At 38.5% G+C, this 22864-nt stretch carries 26 protein-coding genes and 1 pseudogene; 7 read left to right on the forward strand and 20 right to left on the reverse strand.

The window, feature by feature from the left end; translation table 11 throughout:
• Positions 1 to 1380, forward strand: a 1380-nt coding sequence (gene pdxR / locus AOQ70_RS13490; protein WP_059376791.1) for a MocR-like pyridoxine biosynthesis transcription factor PdxR, incomplete at its 5' end; no start/stop codon positions are given.
• Between the two features lie 136 nt (positions 1381 to 1516).
• Here pdxR and AOQ70_RS13495 read toward each other — a convergent pair.
• From AOQ70_RS13495 to AOQ70_RS13530, 8 genes are all read right to left on the reverse strand, one after another.
• Complete coding sequence (locus tag AOQ70_RS13495; RefSeq protein ID WP_059376792.1) at positions 1517 to 2359, reverse strand: DMT family transporter; 843 nt, start codon at positions 2357 to 2359, stop codon at positions 1517 to 1519.
• A 37-nt stretch (positions 2360 to 2396) separates the two neighbouring features.
• Positions 2397 to 3356 carry a hypothetical protein gene (locus AOQ70_RS13500; protein WP_059376794.1) on the reverse strand — a complete coding sequence of 320 codons (960 nt, stop codon included), beginning with the start codon at positions 3354 to 3356 and terminating at the stop codon, positions 2397 to 2399.
• 333 nt (positions 3357 to 3689) lie between these two features.
• The gene (locus tag AOQ70_RS19750; RefSeq protein ID WP_059376796.1) at positions 3690 to 4031 is read right to left on the reverse strand and encodes a hypothetical protein; all 342 of its coding nucleotides are present in this window, start codon (positions 4029 to 4031) and stop codon (positions 3690 to 3692) included.
• A 36-nt stretch (positions 4032 to 4067) separates the two neighbouring features.
• On the reverse strand, positions 4068 to 5171 hold the full coding sequence (locus AOQ70_RS13510) for a threonine synthase (protein WP_059376798.1): 1104 nt from the start codon (positions 5169 to 5171) through the stop codon (positions 4068 to 4070).
• 72 nt (positions 5172 to 5243) lie between these two features.
• Positions 5244 to 5618, reverse strand: coding sequence for a RidA family protein (locus AOQ70_RS13515; RefSeq protein ID WP_041085166.1), 375 nt, complete (start codon positions 5616 to 5618; stop codon positions 5244 to 5246).
• Positions 5615 to 6283 carry a helix-turn-helix transcriptional regulator gene (locus AOQ70_RS13520; RefSeq protein WP_058838663.1) on the reverse strand — a complete coding sequence of 223 codons (669 nt, stop codon included), beginning with the start codon at positions 6281 to 6283 and terminating at the stop codon, positions 5615 to 5617. Before AOQ70_RS13520 ends, AOQ70_RS13515 begins: the two co-directional genes overlap by 4 nt.
• Before the next feature lie 139 nt (positions 6284 to 6422).
• Positions 6423 to 7103: a TetR/AcrR family transcriptional regulator gene (locus AOQ70_RS13525; RefSeq protein ID WP_059376801.1), complete on the reverse strand. Its 681-nt coding sequence runs from the start codon at positions 7101 to 7103 to the stop codon at positions 6423 to 6425.
• Positions 7104 to 7145: 42 nt separating this feature from the next.
• Positions 7146 to 8315 (reverse strand): FAD-dependent oxidoreductase, encoded by a 1170-nt coding sequence (locus AOQ70_RS13530; RefSeq protein WP_059376803.1) that lies wholly within the window; start codon positions 8313 to 8315, stop codon positions 7146 to 7148.
• Positions 8316 to 8524: 209 nt separating this feature from the next.
• Between AOQ70_RS13530 and AOQ70_RS13535 the strand changes: the two genes are divergently transcribed.
• The gene (locus AOQ70_RS13535) at positions 8525 to 8713 is read left to right on the forward strand and encodes a hypothetical protein (protein ID WP_039178972.1); all 189 of its coding nucleotides are present in this window, start codon (positions 8525 to 8527) and stop codon (positions 8711 to 8713) included.
• Positions 8714 to 8785: 72 nt separating this feature from the next.
• Here the strand turns inward: AOQ70_RS13535 and AOQ70_RS13540 are convergent, their stop codons facing one another.
• From AOQ70_RS13540 to AOQ70_RS13550, 3 genes are all read right to left on the reverse strand, one after another.
• Positions 8786 to 9133 carry a DoxX family protein gene (locus AOQ70_RS13540; protein WP_039178975.1) on the reverse strand — a complete coding sequence of 116 codons (348 nt, stop codon included), beginning with the start codon at positions 9131 to 9133 and terminating at the stop codon, positions 8786 to 8788.
• Between the two features lie 112 nt (positions 9134 to 9245).
• A complete protein-coding gene (locus AOQ70_RS13545) occupies positions 9246 to 9671 on the reverse strand; it encodes a MarR family winged helix-turn-helix transcriptional regulator (protein WP_041085171.1) in 426 nt (141 codons plus the stop codon).
• A 68-nt stretch (positions 9672 to 9739) separates the two neighbouring features.
• Positions 9740 to 10312: a TetR/AcrR family transcriptional regulator gene (locus AOQ70_RS13550; RefSeq protein WP_039178980.1), complete on the reverse strand. Its 573-nt coding sequence runs from the start codon at positions 10310 to 10312 to the stop codon at positions 9740 to 9742.
• A gap of 182 nt (positions 10313 to 10494) precedes the next feature.
• Between AOQ70_RS13550 and AOQ70_RS13555 the strand changes: the two genes are divergently transcribed.
• Both AOQ70_RS13555 and AOQ70_RS13560 read left to right on the forward strand, forming a co-directional pair.
• Positions 10495 to 11421 carry a DsbA family protein gene (locus AOQ70_RS13555; protein ID WP_059376804.1) on the forward strand — a complete coding sequence of 309 codons (927 nt, stop codon included), beginning with the start codon at positions 10495 to 10497 and terminating at the stop codon, positions 11419 to 11421.
• Positions 11422 to 11432: 11 nt separating this feature from the next.
• Positions 11433 to 11750, forward strand: coding sequence for a monooxygenase (locus tag AOQ70_RS13560; protein WP_039178985.1), 318 nt, complete (start codon positions 11433 to 11435; stop codon positions 11748 to 11750).
• A gap of 47 nt (positions 11751 to 11797) precedes the next feature.
• Here AOQ70_RS13560 and AOQ70_RS13565 read toward each other — a convergent pair whose 3' ends face one another.
• Positions 11798 to 12745, reverse strand: coding sequence for a carbon-nitrogen hydrolase family protein (locus AOQ70_RS13565; protein ID WP_059376806.1), 948 nt, complete (start codon positions 12743 to 12745; stop codon positions 11798 to 11800).
• A gap of 100 nt (positions 12746 to 12845) precedes the next feature.
• On the opposite strand from AOQ70_RS13565, the gene AOQ70_RS13570 reads away from it, so the two are divergent.
• Positions 12846 to 13742, forward strand: a complete 897-nt coding sequence (locus AOQ70_RS13570) for a LysR family transcriptional regulator (RefSeq protein WP_059376808.1) — start codon at positions 12846 to 12848, stop codon at positions 13740 to 13742.
• Positions 13743 to 14274: 532 nt separating this feature from the next.
• The gene (locus AOQ70_RS13575; RefSeq protein WP_231730876.1) at positions 14275 to 14829 is read left to right on the forward strand and encodes a pentapeptide repeat-containing protein; all 555 of its coding nucleotides are present in this window, start codon (positions 14275 to 14277) and stop codon (positions 14827 to 14829) included.
• Between the two features lie 32 nt (positions 14830 to 14861).
• On the opposite strand, the gene AOQ70_RS13580 is transcribed toward AOQ70_RS13575, so the two are convergent.
• The 7 genes from AOQ70_RS13580 to AOQ70_RS13610 form a co-directional block, all read right to left on the reverse strand.
• Positions 14862 to 15284: a cytidine deaminase gene (locus AOQ70_RS13580; RefSeq protein ID WP_059376811.1), complete on the reverse strand. Its 423-nt coding sequence runs from the start codon at positions 15282 to 15284 to the stop codon at positions 14862 to 14864.
• Between the two features lie 134 nt (positions 15285 to 15418).
• Positions 15419 to 15691 (reverse strand): DUF2651 family protein, encoded by a 273-nt coding sequence (locus tag AOQ70_RS13585; RefSeq protein WP_059376814.1) that lies wholly within the window; start codon positions 15689 to 15691, stop codon positions 15419 to 15421.
• A gap of 219 nt (positions 15692 to 15910) precedes the next feature.
• Positions 15911 to 16831, reverse strand: coding sequence for an alpha/beta hydrolase fold domain-containing protein (locus AOQ70_RS13590; protein ID WP_059376815.1), 921 nt, complete (start codon positions 16829 to 16831; stop codon positions 15911 to 15913).
• A 29-nt stretch (positions 16832 to 16860) separates the two neighbouring features.
• Positions 16861 to 17262 (reverse strand): MerR family transcriptional regulator, encoded by a 402-nt coding sequence (locus tag AOQ70_RS13595; protein WP_039178999.1) that lies wholly within the window; start codon positions 17260 to 17262, stop codon positions 16861 to 16863.
• A 157-nt stretch (positions 17263 to 17419) separates the two neighbouring features.
• Complete coding sequence (locus AOQ70_RS13600; protein ID WP_197414614.1) at positions 17420 to 18883, reverse strand: glycoside hydrolase family 1 protein; 1464 nt, start codon at positions 18881 to 18883, stop codon at positions 17420 to 17422.
• A 24-nt stretch (positions 18884 to 18907) separates the two neighbouring features.
• Complete coding sequence (locus AOQ70_RS13605; RefSeq protein WP_059376822.1) at positions 18908 to 20809, reverse strand: beta-glucoside-specific PTS transporter subunit IIABC; 1902 nt, start codon at positions 20807 to 20809, stop codon at positions 18908 to 18910.
• 118 nt (positions 20810 to 20927) lie between these two features.
• Entirely contained in the window at positions 20928 to 21770 is an 843-nt protein-coding gene (locus AOQ70_RS13610) for a PRD domain-containing protein (protein WP_059376824.1), read from the reverse strand.
• Between the two features lie 343 nt (positions 21771 to 22113).
• Between AOQ70_RS13610 and AOQ70_RS13615 the strand changes: the two genes are divergently transcribed.
• Positions 22114 to 22422, forward strand: a complete 309-nt coding sequence (locus tag AOQ70_RS13615) for a DUF4870 domain-containing protein (RefSeq protein WP_039179010.1) — start codon at positions 22114 to 22116, stop codon at positions 22420 to 22422.
• Between the two features lie 59 nt (positions 22423 to 22481).
• Here AOQ70_RS13615 and AOQ70_RS13620 read toward each other — a convergent pair.
• Positions 22482 to 22864: pseudogene (locus AOQ70_RS13620) on the reverse strand (sensor histidine kinase); the annotation flags it as partial.

Raw genomic sequence — 22864 nt, forward strand, 5'->3', positions numbered from 1 at the left:
AGGAATGAAACGAAAACCAGACAGGTATACTCGTGGATCAGAGACCGAATTATGCAAGGCAGTTACAGGGCTGGAACCTCCCTTCCCTCCACCCGGGAGCTTGCTAAAGAACTTGGGGTCTCACGCGCCCTTATTGTGGAAGTATATGAGCAGTTAACAGCTGAAGGATTTTTGGAAGGTAAACAAGGCTCGGGAACCTTTGTAAGAGATATAGGTGCAAGCAGATCGCTGCATGTACAATCTGAAGAGATGATTGACAGGCATGAGAATGTTTCCTCAGCTTGCGAGAATCATGTATCCTATATTGATTTTCGTCCTAGCTTTCCTGCTCTCGAGCATGCTCCTCTTCAGAAATGGAAAAGAGCTGCACTGGATGTGTATCATGATCTTCCACCTTCTATGCTTGGATACGAAGAGGATATGGCTGGCAATATTGAGCTTCGACAAGCAATTTGTGAGCATCTTCTCCATATTAAAGGTTTTCATTGTCAGCCATCGCAAATTATTATTACGGCTGGCGCAACTCAGGCTTTTTCGATACTCAGCAAGCTTTTATTAATGCCTGGTGAAACGATTGCTATGGAAGATCCGACGGCAACATTTATTCATCATCTTTTTGCTGAAACGAACTCTCGGATTATACCTGTGCCTGTCGATGCCGATGGTTTATGTGTAGAGCAGCTGCCAACCGATGTAAAGCCTAAATGCATCTTTGTAACACCTTCTCATCAGTTTCCGTTTGGGAGTATTCTGTCGATCAGCAGGCGCCTCCAATTACTTGACTACGCTCGCAGCACAGGCGCCTACATTATAGAGGATGATTATGACAGCGAGTTCCGTTATGGAGGAATGCCTGTTCATGCCTTGCGAGAGCTTGATGCAGAGCGGGTAATCTACGTAGGAACGTTTAGTAAAAACATGTTCCCTGCCCTAAGGCTTGGTTATATTGTGGCCCCGCAAGAGTTGGTGGAATCAATCGTGCAGCTTAAACGTACGACCGATATGCAGTGTCCTGCCCTATCACAATTAACTTTGGCACGATTTATGAATGAAGGCCATCTGAAACGACATATTCTGCGAATGAAACGAATTTATCATAAAAGAAGAACTCATATGATTCATGCGTTGATGGATACGTTCGGGGAAAAGGTTCAAATATCGGGCGATGCTGCGGGTTTGCATCTGATTGCAACTTGGCCAGGAAGAAACGCTAATCTTTTGACTGCAATGGAGCTTGAGAAGCATCGTATCAAGATCTACCCGGCTGAGCGGTATACCATTCGAAAAGATCAGTATAATGAGAGTCTGATTATGGGATTTGGCAATGTGAACGAGACACAGATTTCCGAGGGTGTTCAAGTTCTTTCGCAATTTATATAAACTGTAAAAAAAGGAAGGACATTTTGTCCTTCCTTTCTTGTAATCTGCTTGAGGTCATGTTTTGACTCATTAATATATGGCTCATTCGGATAAATCATCAATAAATGGTATGCACTATAACGATCTTCTAATCCTTTTAGATGCTGACGATCATGACTCCAAGAAGAATAATAGCAATTCCAGCCCATTGACTCTTTATTAGCTTTTCTTTTAAAATCAAACCGGCCATTAGTATAGTAACGACACTATATAATGAAGTAAGTGCAGTTGTGCTCGTTGTGTAATCAACGGCTTGCCCCATATTAAACGAGAGTAGTGCTCCTGTATCCAGCAGAGCGGCTACTACCAGAACCATACCGATAGACAGGCTTATGCGCGGAAGTTGAATTCTCTTTACACGTAGAAGTACAAACGCACAAAAAAATTGTATGATTCGTGTGATCAGTACAGGAAGAATCACACCAAGATGAGGTGTAATGTATCCGATTGCCCAAAAATAAAAACCGATGCATATCGAGGCGATAATGGCTTCTGGTATGCCTGACAACGTCACTTGTTGTCCAGCCTTATTGCTTGATCTCGTTACCGTAAACACTCCAATAATCAGCAGGATGACTCCGATAATTGAATTGAAAGGCAATCGTTCACCACCTACAAAAGCGAGAATTGCAGTGACAACAGCGAATCCTGAGCCGATAGGAGATACGATTGACAAAGTCCCCTTTTCAAATGCTCGATATAACAATAAAGTACCTATAAAGTTGATGACACTGATACCAGCTATTCCAAGCCATGCCATGATTGAGATCGAGCTTTTATCAATGTGTGGTGATTGTGTAAGTATGAACACTCCCAGCAAAAGTGAGGCAATAAACTGAATCCCTAACAAGGCAGGTAACGTTTGAACCTTCCTGGTGGCCTGCGTAATCATAAAATCCGATAAACCAAAACAAAATGCTGCAATCAGGCCAAATAACATATGTTTTTCCTCCAAATTTCCTCTGTCAATAACCGAGTTATTTATTATTTATGGCATCATCGAATTCCGGATGCAGACGTTTTTTCCGGATCGAAGTTTTCTTTTCCAAATTCTTGTATAACAATATAAAGCTAAACATAAACACACTTGCAAAAAATGTGGCATAGGGTAGACTCCAAATTTTTTCTTCAGGAAATACAAAGGTTAGCAATGGTATAGCGAACAAAGCAGGAATTCTGACAAGAAAAAGTCGAGATATCATGATTGCTATAATCATATCTATCAATGCAGCTAACACATGCGATTCAACCTGCATGAAAATCAGAACACCCAATGCTGCTGATACCGTTAGAGAAAACCCTTGTTTTAACGCAATTTGCCCTGAGTAGACTGGTTTTTGTAGCGATTCAAATACCACAACAAAAACTGGTGGAATCACTGCTATCTGCTCATAACCCAATACCCAGCAAATACTGAGCCAGCACAGTGAAATCACCAGAAATATGCCCATGTATTTGTATTGGATTATCGACCATTTCATGAGATTTTTGTTAAACTGAAATACGACAACTCCGGCCATTAAGATCAGCATGAATAAAAAGACAATGAATACAAATGACCAACCCTCTGTATGAGTGGCAAGTGGTAATAAACCGGTAGCGATGGCTGGTGCAAGATTCGAGCATATTAATCTCATAAAGAGCATGACTATCATTAGAGTAAGCATTACCTTTATTGGATAAAGAATTTCGAACTGATACATGATGATTCCAATCGCAGCTGTTGAGGTAGGTGCAATTAAAACGATGGATGGGCGTCTTATCCATCCTGGCTCTCTATATACCCACATGGCTATGGCCATCGCTGCAGCTTCTGGTAAAATAATCTCGGAATGTTGTAACAGGACGGATAAGCCAACCATTGAAAGAATGAATGATATCGCAATTACGTAAGATGATTTATCGATTTTTTCAGTGAAGTGATTTCTTGCATACATATGCTCCCCTTTCATTTCATCTTAATGGAATTATGTTATTGGAAAATCATAGCTATGATTTTTATACAAGCATGCTGTTAGATTTATGCTAGCATGAGTCATTTGGATTTTTTAAGTACCAGTATAGATGTTTTTTTGCATACCAATTTTGAAGATTGTAAAGTTAGCAGCCTGAATATTCTGCTTATGCCTGAATTGACTAATCGGAAATTTCCATATCAAAAGGGATTGTACATTTAGGCAAAAAAAAGAGCACCTCTTTTGAGATACCCGTAGAACGATAATGCAACTGATTTATGTTAATGAGTTGCCATATGAAAACATATCCTCTTCCTATATAAATCCCAATACCTCATTTTGTTCATGCGCTAGTTCCATTCCTTCTGCTAGATAGAGAGCGTTCATTTTATCTAGGTCATCATCTAGCCAATGGCGGATCAGTTGACGCAATCTCGCAGCAACGGTCTGACAAATCTTTGGTGATAAGTAACTATCAGAATCGGATAGTTCCAGTAATGGGATGATGTCATCCTGGTAGTTTTTAAAGGATATTTCCCCGCCAAACCCCTCCATATCATCTAAATTCATACCAATACAAGCTGCTAACTTTCTACTAAAATCATGGAAGTCACTGTATGACCAATGTGCTTCGCAATGTGTAAAATCCAATCCCATGAAGCATTCCTCCGCTTTCAAGTTGTATTCTACGGGTTATTTTGACTTAATCCCTGCCCCGCAAAGAGGTATGACGATGGTTTCTTTTGATTCCTTTTTATATTTCAAATAGCCGGCAAAATTGACTGCAGAGGTCACTTCCACATAGAATCCTTTCTCACTTAGTTTAGAGCGTGCATTCAATATCTCATTTTCTTCAATATCTATAAATGTACCATTGGTATCTTGTACAGCTTCTAGAATTTGTTTGGAGCGCGCCGGGGCAGCGATGGCTATCCCTTCTGCTAAGGTCCCTGTATTCGTAACAAGCGATGCTGATTCCTCCCCGTTTTGATAAGCTTTCACAAGAGGTGCACAGTTTTTCGCTTGTATGGCAATGATTTTCGGTGTTTTATGAATCAAACCATTTTCAAATAACTCTTTAAAGCCATAATATGCTCCTAGAAGGAGAGTGCCGTTTCCAACCGGAATGATTACAGCATCTGGTGCTCCTTTTATTTGTTCATAGATTTCATATGCGTATGTTTTTGTTCCCTCAAAAAAATAAGGATGATACACATGGCTTGCATAAAAAACGTTTTCGTCGTCTACTGCTTTTTGGGCTGCAGCGGCAATGTCCTCGCGTGTACCACGAATTTCTTTAATCGTTGCTCCATGGGCTTTTATTTGAGCGACCTTTTTAGGTGAAGTTTCATCGCTTAAATAGATGTCACATGCAATCTCGCAACGAGCTGCATAAGCGGCAATCGCTGTTCCTGCATTCCCGCTGCTATCCGCAATGACTTTTGATACCCCTAATTCCTTTGCCTTTGTTATTAAAACAGCAGCTCCTCGATCTTTAAAGGAGAGTGTAGGCATCATATAGTCAACTTTTACATAAGTATTTGGCTCATTCGGATCTAAAAGGATTAACGGAGTTTGACCTTCACCCATTGTTACAGATTCCCAAGTCTTAGAACCCTTTGAAAATGGCATGGTTTCAACATAACGCCATAATGAGTTTGGATAGTGATCCCAAGCCGCTATATCTATTTTAGGGGTATCTTTCACTAGGTTTAATACGCCGTTACAATCACATTTCCATAGAGTTGGTGTCATCTCATACTTTTTCCCGCAATGGTTACAAATCAATTGATTCATCGATCATCATCCCCTTCGAATAATTTTTTATACAAAATATACTTTTTTATATATCATAGGCAAAAAAATATTCTAAATATAAGAAATAGCATCAATTTCAATTTTGAAACCAAAATGTAATTCATTCGTTGGTACAACAGTACGTGCTGGTTGATGTTCACCGAAAAATTCAGTGTAAACCGCATCTACTTTGTCCCATAGTTCAATATCAGAAATGTATAATGTCATACGCAAAATCTTTTCTTTTTTACTTCCAGCCGCTTCTACAATCATCTCGACATTTTTAAGCGCTTGTAATGTCTCTTCTTCAATGGGGCCGAATTCTTTTTCTCTCGTTTCAGGATTGATGGCAAATTGTCCTGAAACATAGACCGTGTTTTGATGAATGGTTGCGAATGCATAGTGTCCGTTGGCTTTTAGATTCCCTACCTCAAGGATGCTTTTCATTTCTTTTCTCCTTCATTCGCTTTATGTTTGATCTCATCCAAATAGCTATAGACGGTGACTTTAGAAATACCTAACATAGATGCGACCTTCTCAACAGATCCTTTCATTAAAAAAATACCCTTTTCATCCATGAACCTTATTAATTCAATTTTTTCATGGCGTTTCATGACTGGGTGAACACTATTTTGAATGATCTGTTGAATCAATTGATCTACGATTTCTTCCACATTTTCAAGATCATCATTTGTTGTTGTTGTTTCATTCTCTTGAACTTCAACTTTTGTAGAAAGAAAAGTATCCATAAATTGCTGCATTTGATTCAATGCTTCAACATCAAAATTGATACAGAATGCACCAATCACCTTTTGCTCGGAATCACGAATTAATGAAGTCGAAGAACGAATGGTACGGTTGTCTTCGGTTTTAAATGTATACCCAGCGAGATAATCTTCTTTAAAATCTTCTGATTGTAAAACAGTCTTTACCAGATGATCAAATGATTGACCGATTTTTCTTCCCGTGACATGATGATTGACTGTAAACATGACTGATGCTTGAGGGTTCGTTAAATCATGAATCACGACTTCACAATTTGGTCCAAACATTTTTGCAGTAGATTTTGCTAAAGGAATATAGCTCTGTAATAAATTCTTTATATGTTCCATGCCTAAGCACCTCATTTGTTTATTCCACTAGATTATATAATTTTTTATATGAAAAAACAATATATAGATTTTTTTATACGTTTTGAAAAAGTGGAGAAAATATAAAAAAGCAGCCATTGACTGCTTTTTTTGCTCCTTTCTAATTGATTTTTTGCTGGATTCCAGACAAAATGACGTCAATTCCCCACCTGAACCGTTCTAGTGATACGGTATCACCTGCAAACATTTCTTCTTTCAGGCTATTGATGAAAGGAAACCGCGTTTTGTCTGCATCATGAAATGTTTTTTTTGTATCTGAAATTTGCGAAGAGCCTTGTTTCTTCCAAGAGACCTTTTCGTATGCTACGGAAGATACATATAACAGTAACAGGTCTACTCCCCATGCAGCGGATGTAGATTTGATTCCGCCTTCATGCAGTGCAGCGAGAAGATGTTCGGTCAACTGTAAAAAGTTCGTTCCTTGCGGGATGGTGGAAAGAGAAATTTCAGCAAGACCAGGCTTTTCGTATAGCAGCAGGAAATAAGTATGCAATATGTCAAATAACTGTTCTTTCCATGTGCCACCCGCTGAATTTGGATAGACCATTTGGCCGAGACCATAGTCCAATACGTAAGCACTTAGTTCTTGAAAATTGTTCACGTAGACATACAAGGATGCAGGTCCTGTATCTAATGCTTTAGCCACTTTACGCATACTCATGCCCTCTAACCCTTGCTCCTTAAGAAGGTCAAAGGCAGTTTTCACAATGAGTTCACGGCTTAAAGGCTCTTTAGCCGGCTGAGACCGACGACTGATAATACGACGATTTGAATTGTTCATACTCTCTTTATAACATGTCAAAGTCAAATAGTAAATTGAGCATCAATCTCCGTTTTCTTGAAAAGAATTCATCATATCTGCAAGCTTGACCGCAGCATTTTTTGAAAAACACAGTTTTAAACTTTTTTCTGATTCATGAGCTTTCTCCGATGAATATTCGTACATCATGTCTTCGTATTCTTCTATAGCCTTTTCGATATGATGAGGATTTCGGACAATCGCAAGTGCGAGTTCCATTGCATCAAACATCGCCATGTTTACGCCCTCCCCTGCGAATGGCGACATGACATGAGCTGCATCACCGATAAGCGTTACTCCTTTATGGCGATTCCATTTAAAACCGACAGGAAGCGTATAAATCCGTCTTGGAATGATGGCATCTTCTGCATAACGAATATAATTTTTCAGCTGATCGTCCCAATCACTAAATAACTCTAATAATTGTTCTTTTGCTTCTTTCGCTTGATGAAAAGGAATACCACAAGCCTCAATCCAGTTACGTTCAACCATAAGGCTTGCATACACTTTTATTCGTCCATCCCCGTTTAACTGACCAATCAGTCCTTTATGGTCTGCTAAAGCAAACATCTTCCCGCGTTTATTAAATGCAGCTAAATCAGGGTGATTCACCTCTACGTTGAGGATATTCAGTTCCAGCATCGTGAGTCCGGCGTATTCAATATCAATATCTGTTAACAGAGGACGCACACGAGAAAAAGCACCATCTGCTCCAATTAAAAGATCAACTGTCTCGACAACTCCGTTTTCAAAATGAAGCTCCGTCATGCCGTTTTCTAGTGAAACGCAACTTTCTAGTTTATATCCATATTTGATGTTTTCAGCATCAATTTGATCTAACAGCAGTTCGCACAAAACACCACGGTCAATTTCTGGGCGGGTCCCTTTTTGATCTGGTTCCGTTTCTTCATCTAAATAAATTTTTCCTGACTTATCAAGTAAGCGGAAATCTTCTCCTTCATAGCGGGCGTTCTTTTGAAATTCCTCATAAATTCCCGCTTCTTTTAAAGCTTTTTGGCCTGTTTCTTCGTGAATATCCAGTGAGCCCCCTCTTTCAAGACTCTTGTCATGCACCTCTCGTTCATAGATGGTCGTTTGTATACCGTAATTTTGCAGTATTAAGGCGAGCGTTAGCCCCCCAGGTCCTCCTCCAATGATAGCGATTTGCTTTTGATCCTTAGATAATGCCGTCATCGTATGCATCTCCTCTTCTTTATGAAAATCGTTTAAAGCCACATCTCATTTATATTATAACGAACACCGTTCGTTAAGAACAGTGTTCGTTTAAAAAGTTTATTTTACAAGTGCTTTAATGAAAAGAAAGCAATCGCCCGTCACCATATGATACACTCCAAATATGATTTTTTTCGATTGTTTTCATTTTGAGTGTAAGAGGTGTTTCTATGAATAAATTACTAGCAATGTTGATATTAGGATTGAGCTTTAGTGGTGCCGCTCTCATTCTTTCTGTCCCTTTGTTATTCAAGTCCAAACTAGAACAATCTGAGCTCGTGTTTGCTGCTGGATCAGCGGGCGCTTTTGCAGTATTTGCTGTCTCATGCTTAGTTCTTCGAAAACAATTCAATCGCTAAAAAACCTAAACATCATCCACCATTAGAATAGTGGAGATTTGTTTAGGTTTTGTGACTTACCTTGATATGAACTTAAAGAATGTGGTACAAGCTGATCCCAATACTGAGAGCGAATAACACAAGTGCCGGGATTGCTTTTTTAAAGGGATCTTTGGCCAATACGATCAGAGTAAGTGCAGCTGCCAGCATCGTGCCTCCTAACAATAAGCCTGATAATATTGCGATTGTTGGCATCCATATGCCAATTAGCATTCCAGCTGCGCCTATGAGCTCAAAGGCTCCGGTTAAAACATTAAAAAAAGCAGGTAAACCAAATCGTTTGAACTCTTCTGCCATTTTCCCTGATATAATTTTCGATCCTGTTACAAAAAAGAAAGCGGCCAATATCATTTGAAGAATAAGTATGAAAATCGTGATCACATCTTTCTAAGTTATTTGACTGAAACACTCAAGTCCAAATGGACAAAATTTCAGCTGATACAATTTATATGTCATAGCATATATCGGACATAAATAGTTCAGATTAGACATCTCAAGATTCGTAGTGTGAATGAAATAATTTGTTTAAAAGTAATTTTAATTGTTGAATCTCTTCATCGTTTAATTGCTTTGTCACCGTTTGATGTGCATCCATGACAACAGGAAGAATGGCCTTTTTGACCTCGTCCCCTTTTTCTGTTAAAAGCAGATGATGTGAGCGCCGGTCTTGTTCATTATAGATCTTTTTGACAAGCCCTTTTCGTTCCATAGACTGGATCATTCTGACGACAGTGGTTTGATTTTTATCAATTCCTTCTGCCAATTCTTTTTGAGTAGTCCCCTTTTCACTACTCAGAATACTTATAATACTCCATTGTTCAGGCGTGACCCCGTAAGGCTTTAACCTGTTCGTAAAATAATTGGTCATTTTGAGATCGGTACGATGAACGAGATAGCCTATTAAATCTTGTAAATCCATGTAAACACCCTCTATGAAATTTATATGCTATAGCATTTATATTAGTGAAGCCTTTGAAAATTGTCAAATCATCCATCTGCTTGTTTAAAATCAATCCCTGACAAGATATATGGCACTGCTGATTTGATAAACTCCTCTGATGATAAGTGCGAACTATTTTTTCTCCACTCAACAGAAGCTCCGTGAATTCCCCAACTTAAAAAAACAGCTGTGACCTTCAGAATTTGCTTTTCGACATTTGCATATTGATTGATTAACAATTGATAAAAAATAATTTCAAGCTGTTCCCTCACAATAGGAGCAAGTTCAGTTTCATATTCTACTTGGCAGCGGTTATGCAGAGATTGTTGGAAATTCGTTAGTGCTTTAAAAATATTGATAATCGTATCTTCATCAAGTTTACGATGATTGAAATTTATACTTTCTAAATTAATCGATAATACTTCTGATAGTGTTTTATCCAGCAAATCGTATTTATCCTCAAAATGATAATAAAACGTCGCGCGGTTGATCATGGCTTCTGCCGTGACATCTTTGATCGTAATATCCTTAAATTCCTTTTTCGATGAAAGTTTAATAAATGACTCCATGATTAACTTACGCGTTCTTAGGACCCGAGGGTCTGTCTTGGGCTGTGGCATCTTATCCCTCCTCCTTTTTCAACACATCTATCAATCTGTTGGATAAACAACAAATTGAAGAAATTATTGGTGTTGGTCTCACTCATTGTGTCTTAAGATTTAATTGTAAAGTAAATCATTGCTTGATTCAAACAAACTGATAGGCAATAGCGTTCCTACAAAATTTGAGGAGGAAAATGAAATTGAAAAACAATGAGATGTTTTGTGATATAGAAACAGGTGTATGTGGTGTAGGTGAAGAAGAGGATATTCAGGTCATTGATTTTCAGCAACCTAAAAAAACAATAACGCTCTATTATGTAACAGATCCAATTTGTTCGCATTGCTGGGCAATTGAACCTGTGCTGCGTCGATTTAAAGAGCAATATGGACATTATTTTCATTTTCAGACTGTGTTGGGTGGACTGTTAGAGAAATGGCATGGCGGTCCAATTGATCCTGCAAACGGAATTTACAAACCTGCTGATGTGGCTGGTCACTGGAGAGAGGTTGGAGAACATTCCCGCATGCCAATTGATGGGTCTTTAATGATTGACAATCCTGTTCAATCTTCCTACCCCCCCTCTCGCGTGTTCAAAGTGATTCAAAAACATCATGATGATGCACTAGCCTATACTTTTTTACGCCGTGCGAGAGAAGCGCTATTTGCATTCAATCAAAATATATCGGATATCACGGTGTTAATTGACATCGTCAACGATCTTGGACTTAATGGAGATGTGATTGTACATGAAGCGGAGCTGCCAAGCGGCCAGGAATTATTAAATCAAGATTTTACTCTAGTTCGAGACCTTGGTGCTAGAGGTTTCCCAACGATCATCTTCGTCAACGAAGAAAATAAAGGAGTCAAAATCACGGGTGGCCGCTCATTTGAAGTCTATGTTGAAGGATTAAAGCAAGCTTTAAACACTGAAGAACTTGAACCGAAAAAACGCCCAGCTGTTTCTACCCTGCTCGAAAAAGAAAAACTTCTATTTTCTAAAGAAATTGAAGTGATGTACGATGTTGACCAATCAGATGTACGGTCTTTTATGAAGAAAGAACTTCCGCAGCAGCAGTATCAAATGAAAGAAGTGCTGGGGGAACTGTATTTTACAACTTCAACATAAGGAAAATGACGATGGCACATTTATTACAGGTGGATTTTAAGATGAAAGGCCCTTTCGGTGATGAAATGGCAAAAGAGTTTGCTGATTTAGCGAAAAGTATAAATGAGGAAGACGGATTCATATGGAAAATATGGACGGAGAATCCGGAGAAGAATGAGGCTGGCGGAATCTACTTATTCGAAACAAAAGAAGCAGCTGAAAACTATCTTGAGATGCATTCTAAAAGAATCACTAGCTTTGGAATAACAGACATCAACGCTAAAATCTTTAACATAAATGCTCATCTTACTCATATCACAAAAGGTCCATTAAAAACTCATCAAGGTTGACACATGAAAAAAAGAGCGGCTGATGGCTGCTCTTTTTTCGTGTGATTTCATCGATTCATCCACTTTACATTTTCTTTTTTCTCTTCATTGACGACGAGTTGGAAGATATCAGGTCTTGAATAATGCCCGACTACATCGAAGTCGAATTGACTAGAAGAAATATCACGCAAATCAAGATCTGCCAGCAGTATCTCTTCCTGACCATAGACAGGTTCTTTTATATATTCGCCTAAAGGACCGACTATTGCACTCCCCCCTCGGCACATCTCATCAGGAGAAGATGCTAATTCATCATAGCAGGCTAAATCTTTAGGATACATCTCTTTATTCACATATTGATTACAAGATAGAACGAAGCATCGGCCTTCTGCGGCAATATGGCGAATCGTAGATTGCCATAGTTCCCTGGAATCTGCCGTAGGGGCTATATAGATTTGGACGCCTTTTGCATACATCGCTGCTCTAGCTAATGGCATATAGTTTTCCCAGCAAATTAAAGCGCCTATTTTACCGTACGGTGTATCGAAAACCGGCAGTGTGCTGCCATCCCCCTCTCCCCATATGAGTCGTTCGGAACCTGTCGGCTTTAGTTTACGGTGCTTTCCAAGTAAGGCTCCATCTGGTCCGAAAAACAATACGGAACAATATAAAGTCCCGCGACTTGATTCATCATCTCTTTCAATGACACCGATGACGAGGTAGACACCAGCTTTGCGGGCTGCTTCTCCTAATCTGTCAGTCGTTCTACTTGGAACTGGAACTGAATTTTCTAAGTAACGAAGCCAGTCCTTTCTTCCTTCTGGAGAACGGCTTCCTACTGTGGCGCCAAAAGCTAGTCCTCTAGGATAGGCAGGTATAAAAGCTTCAGGAAATACAACAATATTGGCTCCTTTTTCTCCGGCCTCAAGTGTTAACGAAATGGCTTTTTCAGTACATGCTTCTCTATCCATAATGACAGAAGCAGCTTGCACAACAGCAACTCTACATGTTGACATCTTACCCCCTCCTTATTCTCAGTGTAAAAATAAACGTTTATAATGTACAATATATCATCATCATAATGAGTATGCCTTATTGGAATAATGGGAGGGTAAAATGAACATACGGGACTTTGAAATATTTAAAACGATTGCGGATTGTGGAAGTTTTTCAAGAGCAAGTGAAAAGCTTTTTATCGCCCAGCCTTCCCTCTCTAAAACCATTCAAAAATTAGAGAAAAAACTGGGTGTCATCCTTTTCGATCGGTCAAATCGAATTTTCAAGTTAACGGATGAAGGAGAGCTTGTATATGAAAAAGCGATTGCGGTACTGCAGCAAATGAATGAATTGCAAATGGAGCTGGGTGATACCGACACGCATATTCGCGGCCATTTAAAGATCGGTCTGCCGCAAATAATTGGTACCTTTTTCTTTTCGAAAGTGGCAAAAGCTTTTACTCAAAAGCATCCAGATGTGACGCTCGAAATGATTGAGGAGGGCGGCTTACATGTAGAAAAACTCGTTGAGAAAGGCGAAGTAGATGCGGCCTTTATTGTCATACCTGCCCAAAGTCATGAATTAGAAGAACAACTCATTTTTGAAGCGCCGTTTGTGGCTTGTTTACCAAAAAATCACGCTTTAAAAGATGAACAACAGCTCTCGCTTGAACAGCTTAAAGAGGATAAATGGATATTGTTTGATTCTTCATTTGCGTTAAGTCAAGTGATTTTAGAAAGCTGCCGTAAGGAACATTTTGTTCCCGATGTCGCTTACAGCACAACACAATGGGATTTGCTTTTGACATTAGTTCGTGATGAATTAGGAGTTGCGATCATTCCAAGTCCTTTAACGGACATGTATAAAGAGGACATTTGTGTAAAACCAATTAGCAGTCAATATATTCCCTGGAAAATTGGCATTGTCGTGAAGAAAGGTCGATATAAAACACGTGCTTTGAAGGCTTTTTTAAAAATCGTCACGGATATATACTATGGAGAAACAAAAAAAGCCTAATTCTCAAGGCTTTTTTCATTTTAGATCACTTTCTGCTCGTTTTCTTAATTAAGTCCACGCCATCGTATGATAGACTTTCTGTGTGCGTCCGGCAGTATAGCCGCCGATTGGTTCTGGGAATGCGTCATATCTTTTCATTCTTTTGTCCCCCTTATGATTTAAAGTGAGTGTGAAAGACCATTGCAAGATAAGGGCTCTCAAAATGATGACCGCTCTCTTTATGTTTCGAGCTTTATGATATAATAACTTGTCAATGCCAGCCGTTTAGTGAAACAGAAATGAACTTTTGGAAGGTATTCATCCTGGTTAAAGATTAAAAGATAGGTGATCACAATGAGAAGGCTTGAGTCTGGTATGTCAGTAGACAATGAAATATTTTCTGATATTGTCAGGTATGAACACGAAACGATAAGCGGATCGACGATTAGCAACTCGAATGTTCATTCGCCTATATTTTGGAGCTGTCAGCTGCGTCATCTTGTATTTAATACGTGTGATCTGACGAATGCGAGATTTTTTGCAGGTAGTACGATTGAGCATTGTACTTTTATTCGTTCCGATTTGCGCTCTGTTGGGATTGCTAAAGGCGAGGCTGTTTTTACGAATTGCGAATTTTCCTCCTGTGATATTGGAGAATGCTGTGTTTATCAACTGTACATTTTATCAATGTAGGTTTAATGACCGCATTTTACAAGCAGCGAATATTGTTCATTGCACTTTTACAGGTAAGCTAGTGGATATAACGTTTGAGGGAAATGGTAAACAAAAGCTGATCGCCAACTTTGAAAACTGCATTCTTGACGGTGTTCGCTTTACAGGCTGTGACCTGTCGCAATGTATTCCGCCAGCTTCCAAAAACCATCTATATGTTGAAAAGGTCTCCGCGCGTGTCAAACAGGCATTGCTGAAGATAAATCATGACCCTCACCTTTCTGACGAGGATCGGAAAGTACTAGTACGCAGCATGCGCAAGCTTGAGCATATGGAACAATATATTTTTAACACGGCGCATATGGAGAAAATACATGGGGCTGATTATGTGGAGCGATTTTTCAGTTATCTGGAATGTAACGAAGAGAACGCTTGATGTCCCTCTTCCTGCTAAGTTTAGGTCGTACATCAACTTCGAGTATATTTGAGTGGAATCAGTTCCCCTATTTTCACTTTGACTAGTTCGCCATCTATTTCTAAGATGACAAAACATTCTGGTCCGAAATCTGAAATAAGCTCTCTACAGATGCCGCAAGGGCTTACGACCCTCAATCTTCTATCGTCTTCATCTGAATATGGATGCCGAACGGCAACAATTGTATCAAAATCTTTATAGCCATTCGATAAAGAACTGCCAATTGCAATGGCTTCTGCACAAACCGTTACCCGTCCGATATACGCTTCTATATGGACAGCCGAGATCATTTCTCCTGTTTTCATGCGGATAGCGGCTCCTACATGGTGTTTATCCTCTTCATAAAGGCTCGTAATCTTCTTTTTTGCTTCGTCTATTAACTCTACATCTTTTGAAGTAAGATTAAATGTGTGCATGGTGTCCCCTTCCCCCTTCTATGCTCGTTTTGAATATACTGATCTATTATACCAAACTCAGATAATGAGCGTTTCTTGAAGATGAGTTGAATGGAACCAAAAAAAGCTGATTTTTGTGAATATCAGCTTTTTCGTTATGCTCTTTTATAGCGGGCATACATATAGCGAATGATTTTTGTGATGACAGAGGTACACATGCATAAAAAGGTCATCACCATAACCCAATACATATTTGACATGTCAAACCCAGTATAGGCAAATATGAAAATAGTGGAGACGGCAAATGTGATGATAAGAACGATATAAACTCGCTTAAAGATGCAGTAGCCAACAATCCCCCAAATCAAAGATAACAAAGGCAATGTAAATAAGATCAGCGCCATAGGATGAAGAAAGAAAACACTCATCATGTCACTCTCCTTTATGAACGGGTGAAGAACCGAATATGTATCATATTAATAGGAAATTCGTGCGTTGTAAACAAAAATTGGAATTTAAGGAATTTTTAATCTGAGGTGAATTGACAATCTAAATGTATTTCATGTTGAATGGAAAAAGACTGCTTTCAGTAAGCAGCCTATTTTTTCGAATATTTAAGTCAGAGCATTTTGATGTGTGAAAAAGACCTAACTATTTATCACCTGAATGATTTTTTCCTGAGCATCTTGTGCCTCAGGGATTGGCATGACGACAAACACATGCAGCATTTCTGGGTAAACAAAGGTTTTCATGTTAATTCCTTGTTCTGTTAGCTTTTCATCCAGCTTTAGTGCATCTGGATATAAAATATCATGTGTTCCAATAAAATGAGTGATCTTCCCAAGACCATGAAAGTCCCCGTGAATTGGACTGATTAATGGGTCAGTTACCTTTTTATCTGCTGCCCACATTTTTGTAATGACATCTATTCCTTCTGGCGCTAGAATGGGATCTTTATCGGCATATTCAGATATAAGAGGATTGCTTAAACTCATATCAACACATGCAGATAATAAAATAATATCCTTCGGCTGTGGCAGACTTTCCATCTTTAAGAGATGCGCCAGGCCAAGTGAGATATTTCCGCCCGCTGAATCTCCCATAATCGTTAATTGATCGGTACTCTCAACCGTTTTTAGTATTTCTTTATATAGATTTAAGATTTTTGGATAAGTATCTTGGTAGCTATAATGAGGTAATTTAGGATATATAGGAGCGACCACTTTGGCATTAAGGGATTGAGCCATTTTATCCATGTACCACCAATGGAAATTAAGAGGCTGGTTTATCCAAGCACCACCATGTATATAGAGAATCACCTTTTGCTTTTGCGGCATTCGGTCATTCAATGTGAAAACCTGCATTCCTTCGAAAATTTGCTCCTTTATTTCACTCACTAGTTTCACATCATCTCCGATTGCATAAGGCTTCATATTTTCTATTTGAGATAGAAAGTTTTTGGTTTTTTCGACACTAGCAAAACTCTCTTTATTACTTTGGGACGTGAATAATGTTTCAAATTGAATACTTTCTTCAGAACGTTCTCCGTTAAAAATTTCGACACTCATTGTATTTTCTCTCCTTTAAGCAGATATGTTTATTCGTCATCCTCATTCATCACACGAAATGATTTGAGATACACTTGTACTTCTTTCTCAGGAGTCTTTAATAAGTTAGATAAAAGGTCTTGAATGAGGCGCAGGCTTTTGATTTTCTTTTCAATTTCTTCATGTTTATGTTTTACAATTCTTTTTAAAGTATCTAGTTCTATGTCTTGACTCAGCATTTCCAATATTTCTTTTATTTCCTTTAGTGAATAACCTAATGATTTGGCATCTTTGATCAATTGAATTTTCACAATGTAATCTTCTGTGTATAGTCTATAACCGTTCGATCGGCGTCTCGGGACAGGTAAAATGTTGTGTTCTTCATAGTAACGAATTGCGGCAGGGCTTATTCCAGTTTGTTTGGCAAGTTCACCTCTAGTCATCAACTCCATTGTTACTCCTTTTTCGTGATTTTGTCTTACTATAATTACATTATAAAGGTTGAACTATACTTCAAGGTCAAGAGATGTTTTCGTGAAAAATAAAACACCATCGCATGCAGCCGGTTAAGGCGCCCTGAGATGGTGTTTTTCATCATTCAATCTGCTTTTATAGGTCTTCTCCATTTGATGCAATTACATTTTTGTACCAGAAAAATGAATCTTTACGGTAACGATTCAGTGTCCCATTTCCTAGGTCGTCTTGATCCACATAGATCAAACCATAGCGTTTAGTCATTTGAGATGTTCCGCAGCTGATTAAGTCAATACAGCCCCAAGGTGTATATCCCATTAAGTCAACACCTTCTTTTACTGCTTCTTTCATCTGTTCAATATGTTTTTTCAAATAATCAATTCGATAATCATCGTGGATTTTTCCATCTTGTGTAAATGTATCTCTTGCGCCAAGTCCATTTTCACAAACAAATAAAGGCTTTTGGTATCTGTCATACAGTTTAATTAATGAAATGCGCAGACCCATTGGATCGATCGGCCAATCCCATTGTGATAATTCCAAGTGTTCATTTTTAATTGGACTGTCAAACGTACCCGCTAGCTCAGCGGCATCTTCACGCGCTTCTGCTACGTGTGACATATAGTAGCTGATTGCAACAAAATCAACAGTGCCCTCTTTCAAAATTTGTTCATCCTGCTCTTCAATATCCAGCTTAATTTGATTATCTGCAAAATATTTCACCATGTATGTTGGATATTCGCCTCTAGCTTGAACATCAGGATAGAACATATTCAATTGATTCGATTTAACTGCCTGCAGCTGATCCTCTGGTTTTGTTGTTTTTGCATAGGCTTCGATTTGGTTAATCATACAGCCAATTTGGACATCTGGAATGATTTCCTTCGCTGCCTTCACTGCTAATGCACTTGCCACAAATTGATGGTGAGATGCTTGGTAAGCAGCCTGTAATTTATGGTCTACTAAATCCTCTAAAATGCCAGCACCTGTATAAAGACTATTGAGGTTCATATTCATTTCATTAAATGTAATCCAATATTTCACTTTGTTTTTATATCTTTCTAAAATCGCACGTGCGTATTTTTCGAACAATGGGACAAGCTCTCTACTCATCCATCCATTATATTTCTCTGTTAAAGTAATCGGCATTTCATAATGAGACATTGTTACTAGCGGTTCAATTCCATATTTCGCACATTCATCAAATACTTTATCGTAAAAAGCCAATCCTTCTTCGTTCGGCTTGTCCTCTAAACCTGTTGGAAAGATTCTTGCCCATGAGATGGACAAACGAAAGACTTTAAATCCCATTTCTGCAAACAGTGCGATATCTTCTTCATAACGATGATAAAAATCAATTCCGCGTCTTTTTGGGAAATCAAATGCATCAGGATTTTCCTTGTATTTGTTTAGTTCAGCTGAACTAACATCGAATGTAAAGTTGTTTACTTTTCCTTGTGCATAGGGATCTTTATATGCTGCGTAGTCTGAAGTTGACAGCCCTTTCCCGCCTTCTAAATATGCGCCCTCTATTTGATTGGCAGCTGTTGCGCCACCCCATAGGAAATTATCTGAAAAACCTTTTTTTAATTCTTTCATTTCAATCATCCCTTCTATTTATGATTAATGAATGAGCATTAAGAGTTTATTTTCTCCTGCGTTGACATAAGAGTCACCTGTATGGATGACATCCAGGTACTTCGAGGAATTAGTGACGATAATAGGTGTCACAACATTTAATTTTTTTGATTGAATTCCTTCTATATCAAATGATAATAAATGATCCCCGATAGTGATTTCATCTCCTTCTTCCACCAATACCTCAAAGAATTGACCATTTAGGCTGACGGTATCAATCCCTACATGTATTAATAATTCAATCCCATCATCTGAAACCAAACCTATTGCATGTTTAGTAGGTGTAACGGTCACTACTTTTCCGGAAAACGGTGCTTGTACCACCCCCTTATCAGGCATAATCGCTACTCCCTTGCCCATCATTTCGCTTGAGAAGACGGCATCATTGACTTCAGATAAAGGAACGACCTGACCAGTTATAGGTGCTTGTACTTCATAAGGATTTACTTGTCTAGTAGCTTGTTGATTGACTGTATTCTCTGAATTTTTAGATGACTTTCCTTGTTTTAGCGGCTGACCTTCTTCTTTTGTGGCAGGTTCTTTGAAACCAAGGAACATAGTGACAAGAAGTGAGACCAAAAAGCTCAGCGCTATTCCAATTAAAGCGAGCTGGAAATTGTTTGTGCCTTTCATAATGTAAGTTGGCAGAGATGTAATACCTGGAATTGAAAATGCTGTCGTTTTGACTGAAAATAAACCATAAAAACATCCGCCAACTGCGCCGCCAATTAATGAAGCATAGAAAGGCTTTTTCAATCTCAGTGTGACTCCATAAATGGCTGGTTCTGTGATACCAAAGAAACTCGGAAGCAATGTTGATAATGCCAAAGACCTTGTTTCTACTCGTTTTGTGCGAATGATGACTCCTAAAACGGCGCCTGCTTGTGCCATATTGGCAATAAAGTTCATCGGAAGCAGCATGACATCGTATCCAACTTTTTCAAAGCTGGCAAACGTGCTAGGGAAGAATGCGTAATGCATCCCAGTTAGCACAATTAAAGGCATGAGGCCTCCCATTAATAAACCTGCAATCGGCCCAGCAAAGTGGAATAAAGAAGTGAAAAAGATCTCTAAATACTGCCCGAAAACGTTTCCAATAGGCGCTATGAAAGCTAGTGTAAGAGGCGCTGTGATCATTAAGCTCAGTACCGGTGTAAATACGATGCTTAAAGATTTTGGAATGACTTTCGTTATCCACTTATCGATAAAGCTAAGTAGCAGTACTCCTAAAATAATCGGTAAAACGGAAGAAGTATAATTATTTAATGGAATACTCAATCCTAAAAAACTAAGTGGGTCTGCTCCTTTTGCTGCCCCTTCCACCATCGTGGGATACAATAAAATCCCAGCGAGTGCCATCGCGAGAGATTCTCGCGTTTTAAATTTCTTCGCTGCAGAATAAGCAATGAGAAAAGGTAAAAAGTAAAAGACAGCATTTGAAAAGATTTGTAGTACAGCATAGGTAGAGCTTTTTTCCGTCAGCCAGCCTAAACTAACGAACAAAGCCATGATCCCTTTAATCAATCCACTACCAACAATCGCCGGCAAAATCGGTGTGAAAATTCCGCTAATGACATCGAATACGACTTCGATTGGATTCATCTTTGACGTATTTTTAGCAGGAGAAGAATCATTGCTGCTGTCACCAATCAGATGGTCTATTTCCTCATAGACTTCTGCAACTTTTGCTCCAATAATGACTTGGAATTGTCCGCTTTGGAATTGCGCTCCGAGCACTCCATCTACTGTTTTCAGTTCATCTACTTTTACCTGTTTTTCATCGTTGATATTAAATCTCAGCCTCGTAATACAATGCCAGCTTTGAGATATATTGCCTGTTCCGCCGATTAATTTGATAATTTCTTGCGCCAATTCTTTGTTGTTCATGTCTTCACCCCTTCATTTTCACAAAAAAAACCTAAACAAAATCCACCATTAGAAAGACCATTCTTCTAAATGGAGATTTGTTTAGGTTAATGCTTTTTCATAACACGCCTAAAAGAAATCATGTATTCTGTTGATGTTTCTTTGTGATTCTTTCAATATGAATGACTAGAAAAACAAGTTCGTCTTCTGTGACATTCCAATTAAATTCACGTTTTAACATTTCTTTAATAATCAAACCGCATGCATAGCTCTTCATATAACGATCCTGAATTAATTCTTTTAATGAATCATCCATCTGCTGAGGCGGTTGATTTGTTTCTTGTCTGACAATAAAATATCTCAAATGAGTGATAAACCTCGAATAATCTATCGATGATTTATCTAATACCATCTCGAAAATGTTTTGAATAATCTTAACGATTTCCTTCGTGAGATGGGTCATTTTGATCGTATCTCCCATAGACTGACCATCTATTTGAGCGTTTACAAAATGAAGGGCAATGAGTGAAGCTTCTGTATCTTCAAAAGTAATCCCCATCATTTTTTGAATAATTTTAAGTGCTTTTTTCCCAATTTGATATTCTTGAAAATATAGATGTGGAATTTCCCATACGATAGGGTTTTCATATTCCATTTTTTCTCGATGCCTTTGAATAGAAAAGGTAAGATGATCAGATAGCGAAAACAGCATGCTGGAACCTAATTTTTTATTCAACATCTCTTCGCCCATATGAATGATTTTTTCAGTTAATAAAAGAATATCAGTTGGGATAGCGGCAAGTTGAGATTCTAATGGAGACGTCTGATCAGAATAAAATGTCTTACTGACAGCGCTCTCATCAAGAGTATCACCTTTTTTCTTCTTAAAGCCTATTCCTGTACCAAAAACAACTACTTCATTTTGAGTGTCTGTTAGAGCCAATACGATATTATTGTTTAAAACTTTAACGACGGTGAACATCTTCATCCCACCTTACCTAAAACTGCTAAAAAAAGCATAAAAAAACACCAAAATCTCAGCAAACAACGTACAAATGTACAACATGTTTACCTGACTTGGTGGTGCCTGATGATATCAGTAACACTCCTGCATCGGTTACGACTTTATTGTAAACACAGGATAAACCAAAGTCAACTATTTTTTTCGGTAAGATAGATTTAAATACCTATATTATAGTATGTCGTTTATAAATTATTTTAAAAGGTAAATAAGTTTAAGGTTGCTGTAAGGTTCGGATTAATACAGGTTAAGGTTCAGGTAGTACAATGGGTTTGTAGTGAATAAATCATAGAGGTGAAACGTTTTGAGAGAAAATAAAATCTTGTCTTCATTATGTTACTTTAGTATCTTTTTTGCACCATTTTTGTTCCCAATTATCGTCTATTTCTTAGGTCAGGACGACGTGAAATATCATGCGAAAAAATCATTATGGACGCATATTATTCCTTATTTGATTTTTGGTATTGGCATCCTTGGTTCAGGTTTACTTGGTATGAAAGATATCAGCCATGCGGGGCCTTTCTTAATTGCGACATATGCAGTAACATTCCTTGTTGCTATCTACTTCTTCATTTGGAACATTGTGAAAGGCATTAAAGTGTTTTCAGAATAAATAATAGGTAGGTGAAAAACGGTTCTGTTGTTGATCAGAACCGTTTTTTTTGTATGTTTTCATGCTGGTAGTTGGATGTCAATTGTTGTTCCTTTTCCTACACTGCTACGGATCGTGATATCCCCGCCGTGCTTGACGATAATATCCTTTGCAATAGCCATCCCAAGACCAGAGCCTGCATGCGAAACTCCTGTATTCGTCCCTCTGTAATAGCGGTCAAACACTTTTTCCAGCTCTGCCTCTTCTATTCCTCTGCCGTTGTCTTGAATCGTAATATGGGTTCTTTCTTTTTGTTCAAGCTGTACAATAATCGTCACATCAGGATCATTGTGAACGAGGGCATTTAAAATCAGATTGGTGACCGCTCTTCGAATGAGGATTTTATCAATATTCAGCATGAGCTTGTCTTTCATTCGTTTGAAGCTCAATCGTCTGATCGGCA

Source organism: Bacillus sp. AM 13(2015) (assembly GCF_001518755.1).
GTDB lineage: Bacteria > Bacillota > Bacilli > Bacillales > Bacillaceae > Bacillus > Bacillus safensis.